This window comes from Segatella copri (assembly GCF_009494395.1).
Taxonomy (GTDB): Bacteria; Bacteroidota; Bacteroidia; order Bacteroidales; family Bacteroidaceae; genus Prevotella.
Map to the genome: position 1 here is coordinate 41,589 of NZ_VZCB01000052.1, position 21,554 is coordinate 63,142.

Consider the following 21,554-nt stretch of genomic DNA (forward strand, 5'->3'; position numbering starts at 1 on the left):
GTAGCACTTTTTATTAAAAATTTAGCATTTTGATACCGCATTTCTTGTTTTTTGATAAATTTGTTGCATATTTATGCCATTTTCACCAACAATCCACTTCAAAACAACAAATTCTAAGAGAAAAATAAGGAAAAACAAAAAATAGTAAGAAAAGAAAAAGAAAAAGCAAAAAATATTTGGAGCATTCCACTTTATTTATTACTTTTGCACGTAATATGAGAATAGACATTATAACAGTATTACCAGAGATGCTGGAAGGATTCTTCGGCGAATCAATCCTGGCACGTGCGCAGAAGAAGGGTCTTGCAGAGATTCATCTTCATAACCTGCGCGACTATACATTAGATAAATGGAAACGAGTAGATGACTATCCTTACGGCGGAAGTGCTGGCATGGTAATGCAATGCGAACCTATCGACCGATGCATTGCTGCACTAAAAGCCGAACGCGACTATGACGATGTCATATACGTTTCACCCGACGGCGAAACTTTCAACCAGAAGATTGCCAACGAGATGTCCATGCTGGGCAACCTCATTATTCTGTGTGGTCACTACAAGGGAATAGACCAACGTGTACGCGACCATCTCATCACAAGAGAAATCAGCGTAGGCGACTATGTGTTAACCGGTGGTGAATTGGCTGCTGCCATCATCTCAGATGCGGTAATCAGATTGGTACCAGGCGTCATCAGCGATGAACAGAGTGCCCTTTCCGATTGCTTCCAAGACGACATTCTTGCTGCTCCTATCTATACCCGCCCTGCCGATTACAAGGGATGGAAAGTACCAGAAATCTTACTGAGCGGTAATGAAGCAAAAATCCGTCAATGGGAATTCGACCAAGCCATGGAGAGAACCAAGCGTTTGCGCCCTGACTTATTGAAAGAATAAACATCTAAAAGCAAACTTCAGATTAGGCATAGCGAAAAGACCAGACTATGCCTAATGTAAAACCAAATGGTCTATATTCTTACATCATGGAACAAAACTTTCAAGAGCAACAAGCTTCTACCCCTATGCCTCCAAAGCCTGACAACAATTTGGTATTGGCTATTGTTTGCACCGTTTGCTGCTGTTTGCCATTTGGCATTGTGGGCATCATAAAAGCCAGCAAAGTAAATGGGCTTTACCTCACAAAGCAATACGAAGCTGCTACATTAATGGCTCAAGATGCCAAAAAATGGAGTATCATCGGTATCATAACAGGTCTTGTAATACAGGTAATTTACGTCATTTTCTATGGTGCAGCATTGGCATCACAATTATAGATTTGAGATACATTGAAGCACATCAATAGATATACATTATTAATAATAGTTATAATCGGTCTACTAATTTTATATAAATATAACCCCTTACAATATTGGTTTTGGCCAAAATGTCCTATCAAACTAATAACTGGACTAAATTGTCCGGCTTGTGGGATACAGAGGTTTATTCACACAGCACTGCAAGGAGATTTTATAAGGGCATGCCATTATAACTATTATTTACTTTACGCTTTACCGTATGTTATCATGATAGTTGTCACTTACTATTTACCCAATAGCAAAATAAAAGTTAGACTAAAAGATATCTTAGAAAGTACAATTGCAATAAGAATATATGTAACTACATTTTTTATTTGGTTTATAGCAAGAAACATATTAAACTTATAATACTCTTCAGAATGGAACAGCAACAAGTAGAACAACTCATCGCAATCTATTGTAACAAACTGCCCCTTGAAGCCATCCATGTCATCAAAGATAAATTACTGACGATGGACTACAACGCAGCCAGCATTATCTTAGCTCAAGCAAAAGATCCTACCATATCCATCCTATTGTCAGTTCTTGTCGGTTCGTTAGGCATAGACAGGATTTATATTGGCGACACAGGACTAGGCATCATCAAGCTCCTAACATGTGGAGGCTGTGGTATTTGGTGGCTTATTGATTTATTCCTAATCATAAATGCCACCAAACAAAAGAACCTACAGCTTCTAATGGGTATTTATTTGTAATCACTCAATTTTCTTGCAGAAGGCTTCGCCCAGTGCGAAACCTTCTTCGTATAGGCGCTCCAGCTTAGCCGTATCCTTCTCAATGCGCCCCACTTCCAGTGGGCGGATAGGACGAATGCAGGTTATCTTGCCGGCTGCCTCCAAATCATCCACCAGCTGAATCTGTTCATTGTAAACTTTATGGCGATGACTCAAAGCCACACGAAGACGAGGATAGTTCTTATATAAATAAGGTAGCTTACGATCCTTGCCTGTATCCCGCCAGCCTTTATTTCTTGTAAGAACCACCACATTATGTTCAAATCCCTTATCGAATGCATGTTGCACAGGAATACTATCAACAATTCCTCCATCCAGCATCGGAATACCATCCACATTGACGATTTTGCTCACAAACGGCAAACTGCTGGAAGCTCTTACGATATCAAGCGCACGCTGACGTTCATGATTAGTCTCTGAAAGATACATCGGCTGCCCCGTCAGACAATTGGTGGTAACCATCTCAAACCTATCGGCATATTTAAAATAAGTATCAAAATCGAAAGGAAGCAACTGGTTTGGAAACTTGTCGTAAAGCAACTCCCGGTCAAAGATACAGCCTTGAGTAACAAGATGATGGATACCTATATATTGATAACGCGCCAAGTAATCAATATTAGAGATACGAGCACGACGAGGCTGCCGACTCATATACGACATGCCATTACAAGCACCTGCCGAAACAGCTACCACATAAGGGAAGTACAAATCGTACTTCATAAAAGCATCCAGTACTCCGCTGGTGAAAACACCTCGCATTCCACCACCTTCCAGCACCAATCCTGTATTCTTATTCATTTTCATAACAACTACAACAAACTTACCTTAAGTTATCATTTTGCTCTAATCCGGAACAAATTCCTGACACATTTTACCCCGAAAAGTGCATTTTTATATTAATTATTTATAAATTCTAGAGATTTATTAAATTTTGCTTGCAAAGATAACACTTTTTTGGGAAATAATTACTAACTTTGCAGCAAAATATAGTAAAAATCTAAAAATATGTTTAGTAAAGATACATATATCAGTCGCCGCCAGGAGCTCAAGAAACTCGTAAACAGCGGTATAGTTATACTCTTCGGAAACAACAATTCACCTTGTAATTTCCCAAACAACGGATATTATCCATTCCGTCAAGACTCTACTTTCCTGTACTATTTCGGACAGCAGCGTGACGGACTGGTAGGTGTAATAGATATAGATAATGATATCGAGACCTTGATTGGTGATGATATAGATATAGAAGATATCGTATGGTATGGCAGCGTGGAAAGCGTACACGACTTGGCAGAACAGGTTGGTGTCCACAACTCTGCACCTATGAAATCTCTGAAGACTATCTGCAATGATGCCATGTCTAAGAAGCGCAAGATTCATTTCCTGCCTCCTTACCGCTTTGACATCAAGCTCCAGATATTCGATCTCCTCGGCATCCATCCTAACCAGCAAAAGGAAGAGGCCTCTATGGATTTCATCAAGGCTGTGGTAAAGATGCGCTCTACCAAGACTCCTGAAGAAATCGAGGAACTGGAACGTGCTGCAGTTATTGGTTACAAGATGCATACCACTGCCATGAAGTTGACTCGTCCAGGAGTAACAGAGAAATTTGTAGGCGGACAAGTTGACGGAATTGCCAACTCTTATGGAGCAATGGTCAGTTTCCCTACTATCTTCAGTCAGCATGGTGAGATTATGCACGGCAATCCTTCCATGAGCATTCTGGAAGCTGGCAGACTGGCTCTTTGCGATGCCGGTGCCGAGACCATCAACAACTATTGCTCTGACAATACACGTACCATGCCAGTAAGCGGTAAGTTTACCCAGCGCCAGTTGGAAATCTACTCAATCGTAGAGGCTTGCCACGACTATGCACTCGAAGTTGCCAAGCCTGGTGTGAAATACGCAGATGTTCACTTTGCAGTATGCCGTCTGATGTTTGACAAGCTCAAGGAGTTAGGACTTGCCAAGGGTGATACAGAAGAGGCTGTCAAGGCTGGTGCTCATGCCATGTTCCTGCCTCACGGATTAGGTCACATGATGGGAATGGACGTACACGATATGGAGAATTTCGACCAAATCAATGTAGGATTCGATGAGGAAGTTCGTCCTAACTTGGAGCAATTTGGAACAAATTGCCTGCGTATGGGCCGTCGCCTACAGGAAGGATTCGTTGTAACTGATGAGCCAGGTATATACTTCATCCCTGCTCTTATCGATGACTGGAAGGCATCAGGTCACTGTGCAGAATTCCTCAATTTTGATAAGATTGAGACCTACAAGGACTTTGGTGGAATCCGCATCGAAGACGATGTACTCATCACCAAGGATGGTTGCAGATTCATTGGCAAAGACCGCATTCCTTATCATCCAAAAGACGTAGAGGAATACATGGCAGCACATAGAGAAGAAATTCTTTAGGCAAACAAAGAATCCTCAAGGAAAAGAACTTGAGGATTCTCCAAGAGAGAGAATATAAGAGTAAAAACATTATTAATAAAAGAGAAAAAATTTCATGAAGAAATCAATGATCTTTGCAGCCATGCTTGCTTTGGCTGCTACAGGTGCAAATGCAAAGACAGCTGCTGATTCTGCAGCAATTGCGAAGAACAAGCCAGTATTTACTGTAGTTAAGGAGAATCCAATCACAAGTATCAAGGACCAGAACCGTAGCGGTACATGCTGGGCTTACTCTACTCTCAGTTTCTTCGAAAGCGAGATTTTGAAGAACACAGGCAAGACATTCAATCTCAGTGAAATGTTCGTTGCCAACAAAACTTACATGGATCGCGCCACAATGGCTGTGAGAATGCACGGCGACGTAAGCTTCTCTCAGGGTGGTAGCGCATACGATGTACTTTATGCTTTGCAGCACTATGGCATCGTACCAGAGGATGCAATGCCAGCTCCAGGTACACTGACAGGCGACTCATTGGCTAACTTCGGTGAGTTCTTTGACGTAATGACTCCATACGTAGAGGCAGTAGCAAAGAGTACAGCCAAGAAGCTTTCTCCAGCTTGGAAGAGCGGTCTTCAGGGCATCATCGACTCTTACATCGGTAAAATTCCTGAGAAATTCACTTATAAGGGCAAGCAATATACTCCAGAGACATTCTGCAAGAGTCTCGGTTTGAATCTCGATGATTACGTATCTATCACTAGCTATACCCATCATCCAATGTGGAGCAAGTTTGCTGTAGAGGTACAGGACAACTGGCGTTGGCCTTTGAGCTACAACGTTCCTATGGATGATCTCTGCAAGATCATCGACAACGCAGTAAACAACGGTTATACTGTAGCTTGGGGCGGTGACGTAACAGAAGACGGTTTCACACGCAAGGGTCTCGGTATCGCTTACGACGTGAAGAAGGTACGTTCTATGGCAGGTACAGACGCTGACCACTGGTTCAAGCTCTCAAAGAACGAAAAGAAGGAGAAGTTTGATTCTCTCGGCGTAAACGCTCCTGAGGTAGTTCCTACACAGGCTATGCGCCAGGAAGCTTTCGATAACTGGGAGACTACCGATGACCACGGTATGCACATCTACGGTATCGCTAAGGACCAGAACGGCAAGGAGTACTACATGGTAAAGAACTCTTGGGGTGAGTATGGTGACTACAAGGGAACATGGTACATGACCAAGGCTTTCGTAGCTTACAAGACTATGGACTTCATGGTTAACAAGAATGCCATCCCTAAGGATATCCGCAAGAAGCTCGGCATCTAATAAAAACAATTATATTTAAAGGCAGCAAACTTGGATTTGCTGCCTTTTTTTGATTATTTCTTTGTAATTATGTTAAATTCCATGGCAATTTTTCTCGTTTGTCATTTTATTTTTGTAACTTTGGGGCAGAAATAAAAAATAATTAAAATGCATTTTAAATGGAATTACGAAAAACCTACACCAGAACAGCAGAAATCAGCTAAAGAACTGGCAGATAAGCTGAGCATGAGTCCTATTCTGGCACAGCTTCTCATCCATCGGGGTATTACGACAGAGTCGGCAGCCAAACGCTTTTTCCGGCCACAGCTTTCCGACCTCATCAACCCATTCTTGATGAAAGACATGGATATAGCCGTAGACCGCCTTAACGATGCAATGGGACGCAAGGAGCGTATTCTCATATACGGAGATTACGATGTAGACGGATGCACAGCTGTCGCATTGGTGTATAAGTTTCTGCAGCAATTCTATTCTAACATCGACTACTACATACCAGACCGCTACGATGAAGGATATGGTGTTAGTCTGAAAGGAATAGACTTTGCCCACGAAACAGGTGTAAAACTTATTATTATCCTTGATTGCGGCATCAAAGCAATCAAGGAGATAGAATATGCCAAGAGCCTTGGCATAGATTTTATCATTTGTGATCATCATGTCCCAGACGACGTGATGCCACCAGCTGTGGCCATACTGAATCCTAAGCGACCAGATGATTCCTTCCCTTTCAAGCATCTTTGCGGATGTGGCGTAGGCTTCAAATTCATGCAAGCTTTCGCTAAAAACAACAACATCCCTTTCTCAAGACTCATCCCATTACTCGACTTCTGCGCAGTAAGTATTGCAGCAGATATCGTACCTGTGATAGATGAAAATCGAATTCTCGCTTTTCATGGTCTGAAACAATTGAATACCAACCCCAACATCGGTTTGAAATCAATCATTGATATCTGCGGACTCAACGGACGGGAAATCTCCATGAGCGATATCGTATTCAAGATAGGTCCACGCATCAATGCCTCAGGAAGAATGGAAAACGGCAAGCTGAGTGTTGACCTGTTGGTAGAAAGAGATCTTGGAGTAGCTTTGCGCATGGCTCGCCACATCAATGAATACAACGAACAACGCAAGGATATAGACAAGCAGATGACCGAGGAAGCCAACGGAATCGTATCCAGACTGGAATCGATGAAACACAACTCCAGTATCGTACTCTATGACGAAGACTGGAAGAAAGGCGTAATCGGTATCGTAGCATCACGACTCACAGAAATTTATTTCCGCCCTACCGTAGTTCTTACCCGAGAAGGAGAATTGGCTACAGGGTCTGCACGAAGCGTAACGGGCTTTGATGTTTATTCAGCTATCAAAAGCTGCGAAGACCTGCTCATCAACTTTGGCGGTCATACCTATGCCGCAGGCTTGACGATGAAATGGGAAAATGTGAAGGAGTTCAGAGACCGATTCCAACAGTATGTAGAAGAGCATATTTCACCAGAACAGACAGAAGCGATACTCAACATTGATGCACAGATAGACTTCCGCGACATCACCAAGCATCTGCACGCTGATCTCAAGAAATTCTCTCCTTTTGGTCCGTCTAACCCAAAGCCAATCTTCTGCACTCGTCAGGTATATGACTACGGAACGAGCAAGGTAGTGGGCAGAGAGCAGGAACATATCAAACTTGAGCTGGTAGACTCAAAATCAAGCAATGTAATGAACGGAATAGCCTTTGGTCAGAGCGCTGCTTCACGATATATCAAGAGTAAGCGTAGCTTTGACATCGCCTACACCATAGAGGATAATATTTTCAAGAAGACGCAAGTTCAATTACAAATAGAAGATATCCGACCAAACGAAGGATAATAATAATAAAATCAACTTAATGAAAGTGACAGATCAATATCTAGAGATATTACATAAATACTGGGGGTACCCTGATTTTCGTGGCATACAGAAAGAAATTATTGAAAGTATCGCCAACGGAGAGGATACCCTCGGTCTTATGCCTACAGGAGGTGGAAAGTCTATCACCTTCCAGGTTCCTGCCCTTGCCATGAAGGGTGTGTGTATCGTAGTAACTCCACTCATTGCCTTGATGAAGGACCAAGTACAGCACCTTCGTGAACGTGGCATCCTGGCTGAAGCTATATATACCGGACTTTCCCGAAGTGAAATTATACAAATACTGGAAAACTGCATCTTTGGCGAGACAAAATTTCTCTATGTTTCACCAGAACGACTAGCTTCAGAAATATTCCAAGTAAAGCTACGCCACATCCACGTTAGCTTCATCACCATCGACGAAGCCCATTGCATCAGCCAATGGGGCTATGATTTCCGTCCATCTTATCTCAGCATCGCTGATATCAGAAAGATGAAACCCGAGGCCCCCATATTGGCTCTTACCGCAACAGCTACTCCTGATGTCATAAACGACATCATGGATAAACTGAAGTTTAAGAAGCCCAATCTTTTCAAGATGAGCTTTGAACGCAAAAACTTATCATATATTGTACAGCCTTGTGGGGATAAAATTGGCGAAATGCTCCACATCTTACATTGTGTAGACGGATCTGCCATCGTCTATGCTAGAAGCAGAAAACGTACCAAGGAAATAGCAGAAATACTCAATAATAAAGGTGAAACTGCTCTTTTCTATCATGCCGGACTTGACAGCAGTGAAAAGGACGAACGCCAAAAAGCATGGCAATCTGATGAAGCACGCATCATGGTAGCCACCAATGCCTTTGGTATGGGTATAGACAAGCCTGACGTACGCTTAGTAATACATATAGACTGTCCTGATTCGCTAGAAGCCTATTTTCAGGAAGCAGGAAGAGCCGGCCGAGACGGTCAACGTGCCTACGCTGTCTTACTATACAATGGACACGATGAAGTTAAACTTAAAAAACGAATCAACGATACCTTCCCAGAAAAGGACTTCATCAAAGATGTATACGAACATCTTGCCTATTTCTTCCAAATCGGTGTAGGAAGCGGATGCGGTAAGACATTTATCTTTGATATAGAAACGTTTTGCTTCACATATAAATTCTTCCCAACCCAGGTAGACTCTGCCCTACGCATTCTGGAGAATTCGGGTTATATTCATTACGAAGACAACCCTGATGGGAAAGCCCGGCTCAAGTTTACCTTGAACCGCAATGAATTATATCTCTTAGAGAACTTGCCAAGCAACCAAGAAATGATTATCACGGCATTGCTACGCACCTATGGCGGACTATTTACCGACTACGTATATATCAGCGAAAACCTGATAGCACAAATGTGCGATATCAGCGTACAGCAGGTTTACATGACTTTAAAGAATCTTTCTTCACGCCATATCGTAGATTTCATACCACAACGCAAGACACCGTATATCACCTATACTAGACAAAGAGAAGATGGCAACCGCATCATCATACCGAAATCTGTATGGGAAGATAGAAAAGAACAATATACCAAACGCATTAAAAGCGTTATCACTTATGCCAATAATGATATTGTTTGCCGCTCCAGACAACTTCTACGCTACTTCGGTGAAGAAACCCGAAAAGATTGTGGACATTGTGATGTTTGCCAGGAAAACAGTAAATCCCGCAATATAGATGACGAATTAAACAACATATCAGAACAGATACTGAATATGCTTTCAGATAAACAAATACATGATATACAAGAGTTAAGACTAATCAAAGCTCCAACTCAGATGATCAACAAGGCTGTGAGATCATTAATAGCAGAAAATATCGTCATAACAGACAAATTCGACTTTTGGTTAGGAAAGAATTAATTGAGATTCTAAATCAGAAAGAACAACAAGAGCAAATTTGAAAGATTGAAAAAACATTTAATAAAAAAGGGAACGACCCATCACGGACCGTTCCCTTTTAAACATTATGTACGAGAAAAAAATTAGTTGTTCTCAGGGCGAAGTTTACGTACAGTAACACCTGCCTGCCACATTTCCTTGTTGCGCATAGCCTCGAGTTCTGCGTTCAACTTCTCACGGTAATCAGCCTGAGAGTTCTTGTCGATAGAAATCTGAGCCTCATTACCAGTCTTAACAGAGTAATACAACCACTCCATAACTGGCTTGATAGCCTCACGGAAACGAGGAGCCCAATCAAGAGCACCACGCTGAGCTGTTGTAGAACAGTTAGCATACATCCAATCCATACCCTTAGCACCAAAGAGAGGGCCAAGGCTCTGAGTCAACTCCTCAACAGTCTCGTTGAATGCCTCAGATGGAGAGTGACCGTTCTCACGGAGCACATCGTACTGAGCCTCCAAGAGACCTTCGATAGCACCCATCAAAGAACCACGCTCACCAGTAAGGTCAGAAGTAGCCTCACGCTGGAATGTAGTCTTAAACAAATAACCTGCACCGATACCGATACCGAATGCAATAGTCTTTTCCTCTGCCTTGCCAGATGCATCCTGGTAAACAGCGTAAGAGCAGTTCAAACCACGACCCTCGCAGAACATAGTGCGGAGAGAAGTACCAGAACCCTTAGGTGCAACCATGATAACATCAATATCCTTAGGTGGAACTACGCCTGTGCGATCGCTCCAGTTGATAGCGAAACCATGTGAATAATACAAAGTCTTACCTGCTGTGAGGTGTGGCTTAATTTTTGGCCAGCAAGCAATCTGACCGGCATCAGAAAGCAACATACAGATGATAGTACCCTTCTCAGCAGCTTCCTCGATAGAGAACAAAGTCTTGCCTGGTACCCAGCCATCCTTCAAACACTTCTCGTAGGTCTTACCCTGACGCTGTCCGACGATGACGTTGAAACCATTATCGCGAAGGTTGCAAGCCTGACCAGGACCCTGGATACCGTAACCGATAACTGCGATAGTTTCGTTCTTCAATACTTCACGTGCTTTCTCCAATGAAAATTCATGACTGGTGACAACTGTTTCCATTACGCCACCGAAATTCATTTCTGCCATAATTGTAATTTAATTTTTGTGCGGCTTGCCATTTATGGAGCCGCGGGTTATACTTGTCCATACGGATGCGAGCTGTATTCTTATCCAAAGAGAGCCTGTTTGATCCGTCCACCACCTATCCAAGGTAGCGGCTCTGGGTTTTATTTTTTATTTCCGACTGCAAAGGTAAGAAATTCCCATGAAACCACCAAATTTTTCTTTCATTTTTTTGCAAATTTCATCTTACTTCTTACGATTTCCACCTCATCTGAGCTATTTTTGCTTATTTTTGTTATTTTTATGCAATATTCTTCGCATTTTTCCACTTCATTTGTTTTTTCCAAATAGAAATTGAGTTGGTCACCTTGATGACTTTCTGCTACATAAGCAACCTCAAATCGTTGCAAAAAGTGAGTTCTGTAATAATCCAAATCAAAGAGATCGAGGACATGTTCTATGTATTTCACAGAATTGATGTGTCCATTCACGTCTACATCATTGTAATAAGTATTTATTGTGCGCACCAATTTAGCATCCTTACTCATCTTTACTCTTGAGCTGGCATCTATTGGGCATGGTGTTTCTTCATCAATATATTCTTTGATGAGTCCATCATTGATGCTGAAAATATCAACAGGCTGTCGGGTATCAGTATCTATCATTGCCCAGACACTCTTACCATAACCATAGATTTTTTCTTCTATATCCGCAGAAGAAGCCTCTACCTTTCCACAGATTTTGAAATCACGGGCAGTGAAATACTTCATAGCATTCTCAACCCAAGTCTCTACGAAAAACTTATCATAAGACTTTGGCATCTCTGTCATTTCTATTGCCAGTCGGCTAAGCACCCATGTTTTGTGACGAGGCATCAGGTAATTCATTCCATACCCACGGTCATTACTATGAAAATCGGCAGCATTGAGCAGATGATTACCCAGGTGCCCCATAAAAAGATGGCTGGAAAAATCACAATGGAATGGTTCTGCCAAAAACTCGTATCGTCCTACTTTACTTAATAATTCTGGTTTCATTTTACTAGATCTTTAAATCAATTGTCCCGTACTAAAAATACCAAGTCTATTTTACATATTATTTATATCAGTTCACCTTCTTATATATACAAGAATAAAACGGCTTGCTAAAAACTATACTCATAATAAAAAAAGGCCCTTGTTTTCCTACATTTTTTACTTGCAGGAAAACAAAGGCTCCTATTCTTATCATTTAATCTTCTGCATTCTGCTTCAAATAGTCAGAAATCGGCTCATCAAAACTTCTTGTTACAGCAATACGTCCGCTACGAGTATACTGCAACAGGCAATCATAACTATTAAGCTGATGGAAAAGATCAGTAATATCCTCTGTCAATCCCGCCAAGAGCACAGTACTGTAAGTAGGATTAACCTCCATCATACGCGCATCATGCTTACGAATGGTACGCGAAACCTCTGGGTTCTCTAACAAAATAGGAGTAGAGATCTTGAAGAGAGCCACCTCATGAATGAAAATCTGATCATCGGTATAGTAATCACTCTTCACGACATCGATTTTCTTCTCAATAGCCTTGTTGATCTTCTCTATCTGCTCAGGATCGCTCCATACGGTAATGGTATACTTATGAATGTTCTTAATGCTACTGGCAGAAACATTCAAGCTCTCGATATTAACCTGTCTACGAGTAAATACTGCGGTAATCTGATTAAGGATACCCGCAATATTCTCTGAGTAAACGAGCAGTGTATATAATTTCTTTTCGTTATTATTCTCCATTGTCCTTTTCTTTTAATAGTGAAGCTAAGCTACATCTTAATAGTTAAGTTCAAGCTGCATTTCTTCCACACTCTTACCAGGCAGAGTCATCGGTACGATGTCCTCATTCTCCTTGATGGCACACTCCAGAAGGTATGGTCCCTTAGTGGCTATCATCTTCTCAACCTTTTCCTTGAGATCCTTGCGGTCGATAACCACATCGTATGGGATGCCGTAAGCCTTGGCTATCTCCTCATAATGAGGATTCAGCATATGGGTGAAAGAATGACGTCCCCCAAACATCAAGTCTTGCCACTGTCGGACATTACCCAAGTAATTGTTGTTCAAGAGAATCATTTTTACTGGAGCCTGCTGCTCCATGATAGTACCCAATTCCTGAATATTCATCTGGAATCCACCATCACCAAAGAAACAGCAGATTGTTCTATCCGGAGCACCGAAAGTAGCACCGATAGCAGCAGGAAGACCGAAGCCCATGGTTCCGAAACCACCACTGGTTACAATACTCAACTTCTTTGTAAACTTGAAGTAACGGCTGGAAATCATCTGGTTCTGACCGACATCATTTACCAGAACAGCCTCATTATGAGTAGCTTCAGTAACCACATTGGTAACCTCACCCATCAAGAGAGGACCCTCTGTAGGATGAATATCCTTCTCTATTACCTTTTCCTGCTCCTGCTGACGATATTCCTCAAAAGAATCTCTCCACTCACGATGAACATTCTTATTCAAAAGACGAGTGATTGCCGGCAGGGTCTGCTTACAGTCACCAACAACAGCAACATCGGTTTTGATTACCTTGTCGATTTCAGCCTTATCAATATCCAGATGGATGATTTTAGCCTGCTTGGCATACTTGGAAGGAACACCGGTAATACGATCACTAAAACGCATACCGATAGCAATGAGCACATCGCATTCCTGGGTCTTCATGTTGGTTGCATAAGAACCATGCATACCAAGCATACCCATATTGAGGGGGTGATTGCTAGGAAGAGCAGAAAGACCGAGCAAGGTGCGACCTGCCGGAATATCAGCCTTCTCCAAGAACTCAACCAATTCATTATGCGCTCCACCCAATTCTACACCATGTCCCACAAGGGCAAAAGGCTTCTTTGCCTGATTGATGAGTTCAGCAGCCTCAGCTACAGACTTCTCATCAATCTTTGGATATGGATTATAAGATGTAACTTTTTCACATTTTACAGGCTCCCACTCACAGGTTGCAACCTGAGCATTCTTTGTAAAGTCGAGCACTACTGGACCAGGACGACCACTGCGGGCAATATAAAACGCACGACTTACAGCCCAGGCAACATCCTCAGGACGACGAATCTGATAAGCCCATTTAGAGATTGGCTGGGTAACACCCACCAAGTCAACCTCTTGAAAAGCATCTGTACCCAAAGCCCCTACACCTACCTGTCCGGCAATAACCACGATAGGTGTAGAATCCATCATGGCATCAGCAATACCTGTAAGAGTATTAGTTGCTCCAGGACCACTGGTCACGAGTGTTACGCCCACTTCGCCACTGACTCGGGCATAGCCCTGTGCAGCGTGAGCAGCAGCCTGCTCATGACGTACCAAGATGTGATCAAACATCTTCTTCTCTCCTCTCGTGTAACCATACAGTGCATCAAACACTGGCATGATGCTGCCACCTGGATAACCGAAGATGGTCTTAACCCCTTCGTTATGCAGTGAGCGCATCAAGGCTTCAGCTCCTGTTATTACTTCTTTTGCCATTTATCTAATATATAAAAATGATAAGAGAACAGGAATTTCCGTGAAAGAAATCCCAAAATTCTCTCAGAATAATTCAAACTATCTTTTTTATTTTTCAGCTTTAAAAATTAATCGATGATTCTTACACCACCCTTATCAGCCGAACTTACGCTCTGTGCGTATGCACGCAAAGCCTTGCTTACCACGCGATTACGCTTCAGAGGCTGCTGAGGGCGAGCTGCCAATTCCTCTTCAGAGAGCTTCACATTAATAGAACGGCTAGGAATATCAATGACGATGATATCACCATCCTTAATCTTACCGATGTTTCCACCAGCAGCTGCCTCTGGACTGATGTGACCAATACTTAAACCAGATGTACCACCAGAGAAACGACCATCAGTAATAAGGGCACATTCCTTTCCGAGATGACGGCTCTTGATATAAGAGGTAGGGTAAAGCATCTCCTGCATACCTGGTCCACCCTTAGGACCTTCGTGTGTGATGACCACACAATCACCAGAGTTCACCTTACCACCAAGGATACCCTCGCAGGCATCTTCCTGAGAATCGAAGCATACTGCTGGACCCTCGAAATGCCAAAGCACAGGATCCACACCAGCAGTCTTCACGACACAACCATTCTGTGCGATATTACCAAAGAGAACAGCAAGACCACCATCCTTGGTATAAGCATGTTCGAGATCACGGATACAACCATTCTCTCTATCTGTATCAAGACTTTCCCACTGTGCATCCTGACTTCCCATCTGAGTAGAGAATTTTCTGCCAGGAGCAGAATGATAGATGCGGTCTGCCTCAGGATCAATCTCAGCACCAGTGATATCATACTTCTTCATCTGTTCATCGAGTGTCTTACCATCCACGCGCTTTACAGCACCATTAATCAAACCACCCTTGTTAAGTTCGTTCAGGATACCCAAGATACCACCGGCACGGTTGCATTCCTGCACACTATACTTCTGAGTATTAGGCGCCAACTTACAGAGGCAAGGCACCTTACGGCTCAATTGGTCGATATCTTCCATCTTGAAGTCAGCACCAGCTTCCTGAGCTACAGCCAGAAGATGGAGCACGGTATTGGTACTACCACCCATAGCAATATCTAGAGTCATGGCATTGAGGAATGCATCACGGGTAGCAATATTACGTGGCAATACACTCTCATCACCATCCTCATAATAAGCATAGGCATTCTTCACAACCTGACGAGCCGCAGCCTTGAAGAGTTCTATGCGGTTCTTGTGAGTAGCGAGAATAGTACCATTGCCAGGAAGACTCAAGCCGATAGCCTCAGTAAGAGAGTTCATGGAATTGGCAGTAAACATACCAGAACAACTACCGCAACCAGGGCAAGCGCACTGCTCTATCTGCTTCATCTCCTCATCACTCACGCTGGTATCAGCACCCTTAATCATAGCTGTAATCAAGTCGGCATTCTCCCCCTTCCAGCGACCGGCTTCCATCGGACCTCCAGAACAGAATACGGTAGGGATGTTCAGACGCATAGAAGCCATCAACATACCTGGAGTAACCTTATCACAGTTAGAGATGCAAATCATAGCATCAGCCTTGTGAGCATTCACCATATATTCCACAGAATCAGCAATGATATCGCGACTTGGGAGGGAATAGAGCATTCCGTCGTGACCCATAGCGATACCGTCGTCTACAGCGATGGTATTGAATTCGGCTGCATAGCAACCCATTGCCTCAATTTCCTTCTTGACAATCTGACCAATTTCATGAAGATGAGTATGACCAGGAACAAACTGTGTAAAGCTGTTCACGATAGCAATAATTGGTTTACCAAACTGCTCGTGTTTCATACCTGCAGCTACCCAAAGAGCTCGGGCACCCGCCATTCTTCTACCTTCAGTACAGACGCTACTTCTTAATGGATGTTTCATATCTTTCTTATCTAAATTTCTATTCAATATCATAAAAAAGAGCCTTTAAAATGCTCCAGATTCTATAATTGAGTGCAAAGATACAGAGAATTTATGTAATAACCAACTAATTTCGCATAAACTTTCAAAATAACGCTATTTTTTGTTAGAAAATACAATAAATTGCTTACGATTTATTATAGAATGCGCACATTTATATAGAATTGTGCAATCAAAAATCCACGAAACACATGAAATTCTGCAATATTCATGCATTCCGTGGATACTTCTATGTTATCTGATAAAAAACTACAATTCAAAAACCTGGGCAGAACGTCCCTTTACTTCTACAACCTTGTCACCAAGGCCACTGACCTGAAGCTTGAGTGTACGTGGCAATGCATTCACCACCTTGAGCCAGGTCTTACCGGTTTTAGAATTCTTTACCACGCTGGTACCTACATAACGCTTCAAGGCTGCAGACAAATTCAGTTCAGAAACAACATAGGTATCACCTGCATGCTGACCAAACATTTTCTGCATCTTATAGCTTTCGGTAAGACGAATCTTCTCAGAGTTGTCGAAGTAAATCATATCCGGATTCCAGTTGCTATAACCGTTCTTGCAGAGCAACGGAGCATAGGAGGTCATTTCTACCACATCACCATTACGCTCTACATTGCAGAGGTGGATGCCTTCGGCTAGGGCACGGTCCAACTCATTATTGCCGTTGGCAGCATACTCGCCCAGATATACCTTCGGAGCCTTGCGGTCGTAGTTATCGTAGTAGTCCTGATGATTGATGAACCATCCCGGCTTCTCGTAGTAATGTTCATCCACCGCATCAATCCATTGCTTATTCTCCTTGGCAATCTTCCACCCCTCAATATAATCAGAAGATGGGTAATGGAATGGACCTACCGTACCTATAACTTCTATCTCAGGATGCTTCTCCTTCAAAGCTTTACATATCATCAGATAGCGCTTCTCGAAATCTGTTGAAATCAAATCCTCGTTACCGATTCCCACCATCTTCAGATTGAAAGGAGCAGGATGACCTGCATCGGCTCTCATCTTAGCCCACTTTGATGTAGCAGGGTCGCCATTCGCCCACTCCACCAAGTCGAGCACATCCTGAACATACTGCGGCATCTCCGACATTGGGATTCCTCCCTGCTGACCACAGATTCCATCAGCATTAGGCTGAGAATTCTGACAAGGTACGCCTGCAGCTAATACAGGCAGAGGCTCTGCGCCCATATCCTCGCACCACTGGAAATACTCAAAGAAGCCCAGTTTGCGAGTCTGGTGATAGTTCCAGATATTCTTAGCCGGCTTGCGGTCCTTCAGTGGTCCCACGCTCTCCTTCCAGTGATAGATGTTCTCCAAACCCTGACCATGAAGCATGCAGCCGCCCGGGAATCTTACGAAGCGAGGCTTCAAATCAGCGATTACCTCTGCCAGATCCTTGCGCAGTCCATGTCCCTTATAGGTATCCTGCGGCATGAGGCTCAGCATATCCACAGCCACTCTGTTTTTACCCTTAGGGATAACGGCAAAACGGATATCCTTGTCTAGTTCACCCTTATATTTATCAGAAATCACGAGCTGGGTCTTATATTCGTTCCATTCGCCGCCCTGCACCTTCAGTTTAGCCTGAGCCACTATCTGGTTCTCAGCATCCACCAAGGCCACGGTAAGCTGCTTTTTCTTGCCATCCATGCAGCGGGCATAGAGACTCACATCGTAGGCAGCACGCTTCACGGTGATGCCCTCCCAGCCTATATTATAAATAGGTGTCTCGCCCAGGATGGCATAATGAGGATTGTTCCGGCTCACACCATTTTCCGAAGAAACAACAGAGGTTGAAGTCAATCCCTGCCATGCCGTGATGGCATTCCAGCCTTTTCTTTCTCCGTTATACTCAAAGTCGCCATTCTGCAGCAGCTCGGCACAAAGGCCACCATCAGCAGCACGGCTGATATCCTCGAAGAATATACCGATGAGTTTGTCAGAGATGCGATGCGATTTTTGAGCCTTGATCTGAAGCTGGGCAGAAACCTCGTTGCCGGCAGCCAGTTCTACATTCTTTTCCTTCAGATAAGCCTGAAGCTCAGCTTCGTTATGAGGCAAGAGTCTGCTGTTCTCTCTGTTTTCCTCGGCTAGTGCCTTGTGCCAGGCACGGATATAGTTGAGATGGATGGCAGGAATCTCGAAATCGTTGCCTTCCACCAACTTACCGTTGATGGTAGCCGTATCACGCTGCCAGAGTATATCGTCGGCTGTGGCTTCCAGCGAATCCTCTTCAAAGGTGCGGAAATCCTTGTCGGCATGCACATATCGCTTGCCCTTGGCAGTTTTCAGATAGATATCGAAAGATCCGTCGTCCATCTGATAGGCAGCCACATCCTTGATACCCTTCTCCTTCATGATAGGATAATCCTGAGGGCGCCAGGTAACCAAATCCTCTGAATAAGCCACGGCAAACTGAGGCGAACGGGTATTCACACTCCAGAGCGCACGCCAGGTGCCATCGTTCGCCTTCATCACAAACGGGCGATACATCTTCTTCTCGCTGCCCCACGGACCGAAGTCGCTGGCACAGAGCTGACCTACATCCACCCAGCGATCATCGTCGGTGAGATAAGCCAGATGCAAGCCCTGGTCTGCCGCAGGAGAATAAACAAAGATTTGGCAAGTGGAATCCTTGCCCACGATTCTATAAGCCGGTGCATCCTTATCTATAGGCGCACTAGCCACACTCGCAGCAGCCACCTTGTTTCGGGCAGCCACCTTACTGATTTGCTTCTTTACCGGAGTCAGCGCCACAGCTTGCGTCATAGCCAGCAATGCCGCCGAGAAGAGTAGATACTTTGGTTTCATCATATTTTCTAATTTAAATTATCTGATTTGTTTTTAGATTTCTATTGTTTCACCTTAATTATATATACATATTTATATATAGAGGATATGATATATATACGATTAAATATACATAAATACATACGCTTAATAAATAAACTATGTAAATATATGAAAAAAGGCAGGTTGCTTAACAGTAGCCTACCTCCACGAATCGCATAACGGTCTTTTCTACACTTTTGGGGCAGAATAGACCTATTTATAAAACTCTTTTTTTCCGGCGGCAAGAGTATTCTTCATCAAAGAACAGATAGTCATCGGTCCTACACCTCCAGGTACAGGAGTGATGAAAGAGCACTTCTCTGCCACCTCATCAAATTTCACGTCGCCATTCAGGCGGAATCCGCTTTTCTTCGATGCATCAGGCACACGGGTGGTACCCACATCGATGACCACGGCTCCCGGCTTCACCATGTCGGCAGTAACGAAATCAGGCTTGCCGATAGCAGCAATGATGATGTCTGCTTCTCGGCATTCCTCCTTCAGATGAGCCGAATGAGAATGGCACACGGTGACAGTGGCGTCGCCATATTGCTTCTGCATCATCAACTGAGCCATTGGTTTGCCCACGATGTTGCTTCTGCCTAGGATGACACACTTCTTGCCACTTGTTTCTATCTGATAATGCTGCAGCAAAGTGAGAATGCCAAGTGGAGTAGCCGAGATAAAGCAAGGCAAACCAATAGCCATTCTTCCCACATTGACCGGATGGAAGCCATCCACATCCTTGCGGTAATCTATAGCCATCGTAACCTTCTGCTCATCAATGTGCTTAGGCAGAGGCAACTGCACGATAAAGCCATCAACGTCATCATCATGATTCAGTTTATCCACACAAGCCAGCAACTCTTCCTCGGTAACATCTTCTTCATAGCGGATAAGGGTCGACTTAAATCCACATTTTTCACACGCCAAGACCTTGTTCTTCACATAGGTCTCGCTACCTCCGTCATGGCCCACAAGAATTGCAGCCAGATGTGGCTGCTTTCCTCCGTTAGCCACAATCTGGGCTACCTCCTGGGCTATCTGTTCTTTAATGGCGGCTGCTGTCGCCTTTCCGTCTATTAGCTGCATTTGAAATTATGATTATGATTGTACTTATTCTTACATTCCTGGCATCTTAGGCATACCTGGCATACCCTTCATACGGCTCATCATCTGAGCCATCTTGTTGCCTGTCATCATCTGCATCATCTTGCGAGTCTGATCGAACTGCTTGATAAGCTTGTTCACTTCCTGGATATTAGTACCCGAACCCTTTGCAATACGCTGACGACGAGAGGTATTGAGGATAGCAGGATTGGTACGCTCCTTAGGAGTCATACTCTGAATGATAGCCTCGATGCCCTTGAATGCATCTTCAGGAATATCAACATCGCGGATAGCCTTGCCCACACCAGGAATCATGGCTGCCAAGTCCTTGATGTTACCCATCTTCTTAATCTGCTGAATCTGATTGTAGAAGTCGTTGAAATCAAACTGATTCTTGCGAATCTTCTTCTCCAACTTCTTTGCCTCCTCCAAGTCGAACTGCTCCTGCGCACGCTCTACGAGAGATACAACATCACCCATTCCGAGAATACGGTCTGCCATACGGGCTGGATGGAACACATCAATAGCCTCCATCTTCTCACCGGTACCGATAAACTTGATAGGCTTGGTAACTACGGTACGGATACTGAGGGCAGCACCACCACGGGTATCACCATCAAGCTTGGTCAATACAACACCATTGAAATCAAGACGGTCATTAAACTCCTTGGCTGTATTGACAGCATCCTGACCCGTCATAGAGTCAACAACAAAGAGAGTTTCATCAGGATGAAGATGATTCTTGAGATTACTGATCTCATTCATCATCTGCTCATCGATGGCAAGACGACCGGCAGTATCGACGATAACCACGTCATTGCCATTGGTCTTTGCCTGCTGGATAGCATGGTCGGCAATAATACATACATCCTTATTATCAGGCTCACTATATACAGGAACACCAACCTGTTCACCCACAACATGGAGCTGCTGGATTGCAGCAGGACGATATACGTCGCAGGCTACGAGCAATGGCTTCTTACCTTTCTTTGTCTTGAGCATATTGGCAAGTTTACCACTGAATGTAGTTTTACCAGAACCCTGAAGACCGCTCATAAGGATGATGGCCGGATGACCTTCGAGCTTCAATGGAGCCTCTTCTCCACCCATGAGTTCTGCAAGTTCATCATGAACCAGCTTCACCATCAACTGACCAGGCTTCACAGCAGTCAACACATTCATACCGAGCGCCTTTTCCTTCACCTTATTAGTGAATTCCTTTGCCACTTTATAGTTAACATCGGCATCAAGGAGTGCGCGGCGCACATCCTTCATGGTCTCCGCCACGTTGATTTCGGTAATTTTACCCTCACCCTTCAGTATTTTGAAGGAACGTTCTAGTCTATCACTTAAATTTTCAAACATGTTCTTAATTGTACTTTTTTATTTCGGGCACAAAGTTACGA

Annotated in this window: 17 protein-coding genes; 8 read left to right on the forward strand and 9 right to left on the reverse strand. The window is 43.6% G+C overall.

Annotated elements, in window-relative coordinates; translation table 11 throughout:
* The first annotated feature begins 215 nt into the window (after nucleotides 1-215).
* Genes trmD through F7D73_RS06130 form a run of 4 tightly spaced genes read left to right on the forward strand, consistent with a single transcriptional unit; the run spans nucleotide 216 to nucleotide 2,007 of the window.
* Nucleotides 216-893 carry a tRNA (guanosine(37)-N1)-methyltransferase TrmD gene (trmD, locus tag F7D73_RS06115; RefSeq protein ID WP_153123090.1) on the forward strand — a complete coding sequence of 226 codons (678 nt, stop codon included), beginning with the start codon at nucleotides 216-218 and terminating at the stop codon, nucleotides 891-893.
* 47 nt (nucleotides 894-940) lie between these two features.
* Nucleotides 941-1,270, forward strand: a complete 330-nt coding sequence (locus F7D73_RS06120) for a CD225/dispanin family protein (protein ID WP_153123092.1) — start codon at nucleotides 941-943, stop codon at nucleotides 1,268-1,270.
* A 12-nt stretch (nucleotides 1,271-1,282) separates the two neighbouring features.
* A complete protein-coding gene (locus F7D73_RS06125; protein ID WP_153123094.1) occupies nucleotides 1,283-1,660 on the forward strand; it encodes a DUF2752 domain-containing protein in 378 nt (125 codons plus the stop codon).
* A gap of 11 nt (nucleotides 1,661-1,671) precedes the next feature.
* The gene (locus F7D73_RS06130) at nucleotides 1,672-2,007 is read left to right on the forward strand and encodes a TM2 domain-containing protein (protein ID WP_153123096.1); all 336 of its coding nucleotides are present in this window, start codon (nucleotides 1,672-1,674) and stop codon (nucleotides 2,005-2,007) included.
* Here F7D73_RS06130 and F7D73_RS06135 read toward each other — a convergent pair whose 3' ends face one another.
* Nucleotides 2,008-2,850 (reverse strand): patatin-like phospholipase family protein, encoded by an 843-nt coding sequence (locus F7D73_RS06135; RefSeq protein ID WP_153123098.1) that lies wholly within the window; start codon nucleotides 2,848-2,850, stop codon nucleotides 2,008-2,010.
* A 201-nt stretch (nucleotides 2,851-3,051) separates the two neighbouring features.
* On the opposite strand from F7D73_RS06135, the gene F7D73_RS06140 reads away from it, so the two are divergent.
* The 4 genes from F7D73_RS06140 to F7D73_RS06155 all read left to right on the forward strand — a co-directional run bounded on the left by F7D73_RS06140 (nucleotide 3,052) and on the right by F7D73_RS06155 (nucleotide 9,575).
* Complete coding sequence (locus tag F7D73_RS06140; protein ID WP_153123100.1) at nucleotides 3,052-4,467, forward strand: aminopeptidase P family protein; 1,416 nt, start codon at nucleotides 3,052-3,054, stop codon at nucleotides 4,465-4,467.
* Between the two features lie 94 nt (nucleotides 4,468-4,561).
* The gene (locus tag F7D73_RS06145) at nucleotides 4,562-5,773 is read left to right on the forward strand and encodes an aminopeptidase C (RefSeq protein ID WP_153123102.1); all 1,212 of its coding nucleotides are present in this window, start codon (nucleotides 4,562-4,564) and stop codon (nucleotides 5,771-5,773) included.
* Between the two features lie 147 nt (nucleotides 5,774-5,920).
* The gene (gene recJ, locus F7D73_RS06150; RefSeq protein ID WP_153123104.1) at nucleotides 5,921-7,642 is read left to right on the forward strand and encodes a single-stranded-DNA-specific exonuclease RecJ; all 1,722 of its coding nucleotides are present in this window, start codon (nucleotides 5,921-5,923) and stop codon (nucleotides 7,640-7,642) included.
* Nucleotides 7,643-7,661: 19 nt separating this feature from the next.
* Complete coding sequence (locus F7D73_RS06155; protein WP_153123105.1) at nucleotides 7,662-9,575, forward strand: RecQ family ATP-dependent DNA helicase; 1,914 nt, start codon at nucleotides 7,662-7,664, stop codon at nucleotides 9,573-9,575.
* A gap of 122 nt (nucleotides 9,576-9,697) precedes the next feature.
* Here F7D73_RS06155 and ilvC read toward each other — a convergent pair whose 3' ends face one another.
* The 8 genes from ilvC to ffh form a co-directional block, all read right to left on the reverse strand.
* The gene (gene ilvC / locus F7D73_RS06160) at nucleotides 9,698-10,741 is read right to left on the reverse strand and encodes a ketol-acid reductoisomerase (RefSeq protein ID WP_089543564.1); all 1,044 of its coding nucleotides are present in this window, start codon (nucleotides 10,739-10,741) and stop codon (nucleotides 9,698-9,700) included.
* Nucleotides 10,742-10,941: 200 nt separating this feature from the next.
* Nucleotides 10,942-11,754, reverse strand: a complete 813-nt coding sequence (locus F7D73_RS06165) for an acyl-[acyl-carrier-protein] thioesterase (RefSeq protein ID WP_153123107.1) — start codon at nucleotides 11,752-11,754, stop codon at nucleotides 10,942-10,944.
* 193 nt (nucleotides 11,755-11,947) lie between these two features.
* Complete coding sequence (gene ilvN, locus F7D73_RS06170; RefSeq protein WP_153123109.1) at nucleotides 11,948-12,493, reverse strand: acetolactate synthase small subunit; 546 nt, start codon at nucleotides 12,491-12,493, stop codon at nucleotides 11,948-11,950.
* A 36-nt stretch (nucleotides 12,494-12,529) separates the two neighbouring features.
* Complete coding sequence (ilvB, locus tag F7D73_RS06175; protein ID WP_153123112.1) at nucleotides 12,530-14,245, reverse strand: biosynthetic-type acetolactate synthase large subunit; 1,716 nt, start codon at nucleotides 14,243-14,245, stop codon at nucleotides 12,530-12,532.
* Nucleotides 14,246-14,352: 107 nt separating this feature from the next.
* The gene (ilvD, locus tag F7D73_RS06180) at nucleotides 14,353-16,155 is read right to left on the reverse strand and encodes a dihydroxy-acid dehydratase (RefSeq protein ID WP_153123114.1); all 1,803 of its coding nucleotides are present in this window, start codon (nucleotides 16,153-16,155) and stop codon (nucleotides 14,353-14,355) included.
* Nucleotides 16,156-16,443: 288 nt separating this feature from the next.
* The gene (locus F7D73_RS06185; RefSeq protein ID WP_153123116.1) at nucleotides 16,444-19,020 is read right to left on the reverse strand and encodes an alpha-L-arabinofuranosidase C-terminal domain-containing protein; all 2,577 of its coding nucleotides are present in this window, start codon (nucleotides 19,018-19,020) and stop codon (nucleotides 16,444-16,446) included.
* 231 nt (nucleotides 19,021-19,251) lie between these two features.
* Complete coding sequence (gene folD / locus F7D73_RS06190) at nucleotides 19,252-20,130, reverse strand: bifunctional methylenetetrahydrofolate dehydrogenase/methenyltetrahydrofolate cyclohydrolase FolD (RefSeq protein WP_153123118.1); 879 nt, start codon at nucleotides 20,128-20,130, stop codon at nucleotides 19,252-19,254.
* 30 nt (nucleotides 20,131-20,160) lie between these two features.
* Nucleotides 20,161-21,513 carry a signal recognition particle protein gene (ffh, locus tag F7D73_RS06195; RefSeq protein WP_153123120.1) on the reverse strand — a complete coding sequence of 451 codons (1,353 nt, stop codon included), beginning with the start codon at nucleotides 21,511-21,513 and terminating at the stop codon, nucleotides 20,161-20,163.
* Between the last annotated feature and the right edge of the window lie 41 nt (nucleotides 21,514-21,554).

Bases quoted from the DNA above. Each gene is read 5' to 3' on its own strand.
- trmD (WP_153123090.1), top strand. From the start codon at position 216: ATGAGAATAGACATTATAACAGTATTACCAGAGATGCTGGAAGGATTC.
- F7D73_RS06120 (WP_153123092.1), top strand. From the start codon at position 941: ATGCCTAATGTAAAACCAAATGGTCTATATTCTTACATCATGGAACAA.
- F7D73_RS06130 (WP_153123096.1), top strand. From the start codon at position 1,672: ATGGAACAGCAACAAGTAGAACAACTCATCGCAATCTATTGTAACAAA.
- F7D73_RS06135 (WP_153123098.1), bottom strand. From the start codon at position 2,850: ATGAAAATGAATAAGAATACAGGATTGGTGCTGGAAGGTGGTGGAATG.
- F7D73_RS06140 (WP_153123100.1), top strand. From the start codon at position 3,052: ATGTTTAGTAAAGATACATATATCAGTCGCCGCCAGGAGCTCAAGAAA.
- F7D73_RS06145 (WP_153123102.1), top strand. From the start codon at position 4,562: ATGAAGAAATCAATGATCTTTGCAGCCATGCTTGCTTTGGCTGCTACA.
- recJ (WP_153123104.1), top strand. From the start codon at position 5,921: ATGCATTTTAAATGGAATTACGAAAAACCTACACCAGAACAGCAGAAA.
- F7D73_RS06155 (WP_153123105.1), top strand. From the start codon at position 7,662: ATGAAAGTGACAGATCAATATCTAGAGATATTACATAAATACTGGGGG.
- ilvC (WP_089543564.1), bottom strand. From the start codon at position 10,741: ATGGCAGAAATGAATTTCGGTGGCGTAATGGAAACAGTTGTCACCAGT.
- F7D73_RS06165 (WP_153123107.1), bottom strand. From the start codon at position 11,754: ATGAAACCAGAATTATTAAGTAAAGTAGGACGATACGAGTTTTTGGCA.
- ilvN (WP_153123109.1), bottom strand. From the start codon at position 12,493: ATGGAGAATAATAACGAAAAGAAATTATATACACTGCTCGTTTACTCA.
- ilvB (WP_153123112.1), bottom strand. From the start codon at position 14,245: ATGGCAAAAGAAGTAATAACAGGAGCTGAAGCCTTGATGCGCTCACTG.
- ilvD (WP_153123114.1), bottom strand. From the start codon at position 16,155: ATGAAACATCCATTAAGAAGTAGCGTCTGTACTGAAGGTAGAAGAATG.
- F7D73_RS06185 (WP_153123116.1), bottom strand. From the start codon at position 19,020: ATGATGAAACCAAAGTATCTACTCTTCTCGGCGGCATTGCTGGCTATG.
- folD (WP_153123118.1), bottom strand. From the start codon at position 20,130: ATGCAGCTAATAGACGGAAAGGCGACAGCAGCCGCCATTAAAGAACAG.
- ffh (WP_153123120.1), bottom strand. From the start codon at position 21,513: ATGTTTGAAAATTTAAGTGATAGACTAGAACGTTCCTTCAAAATACTG.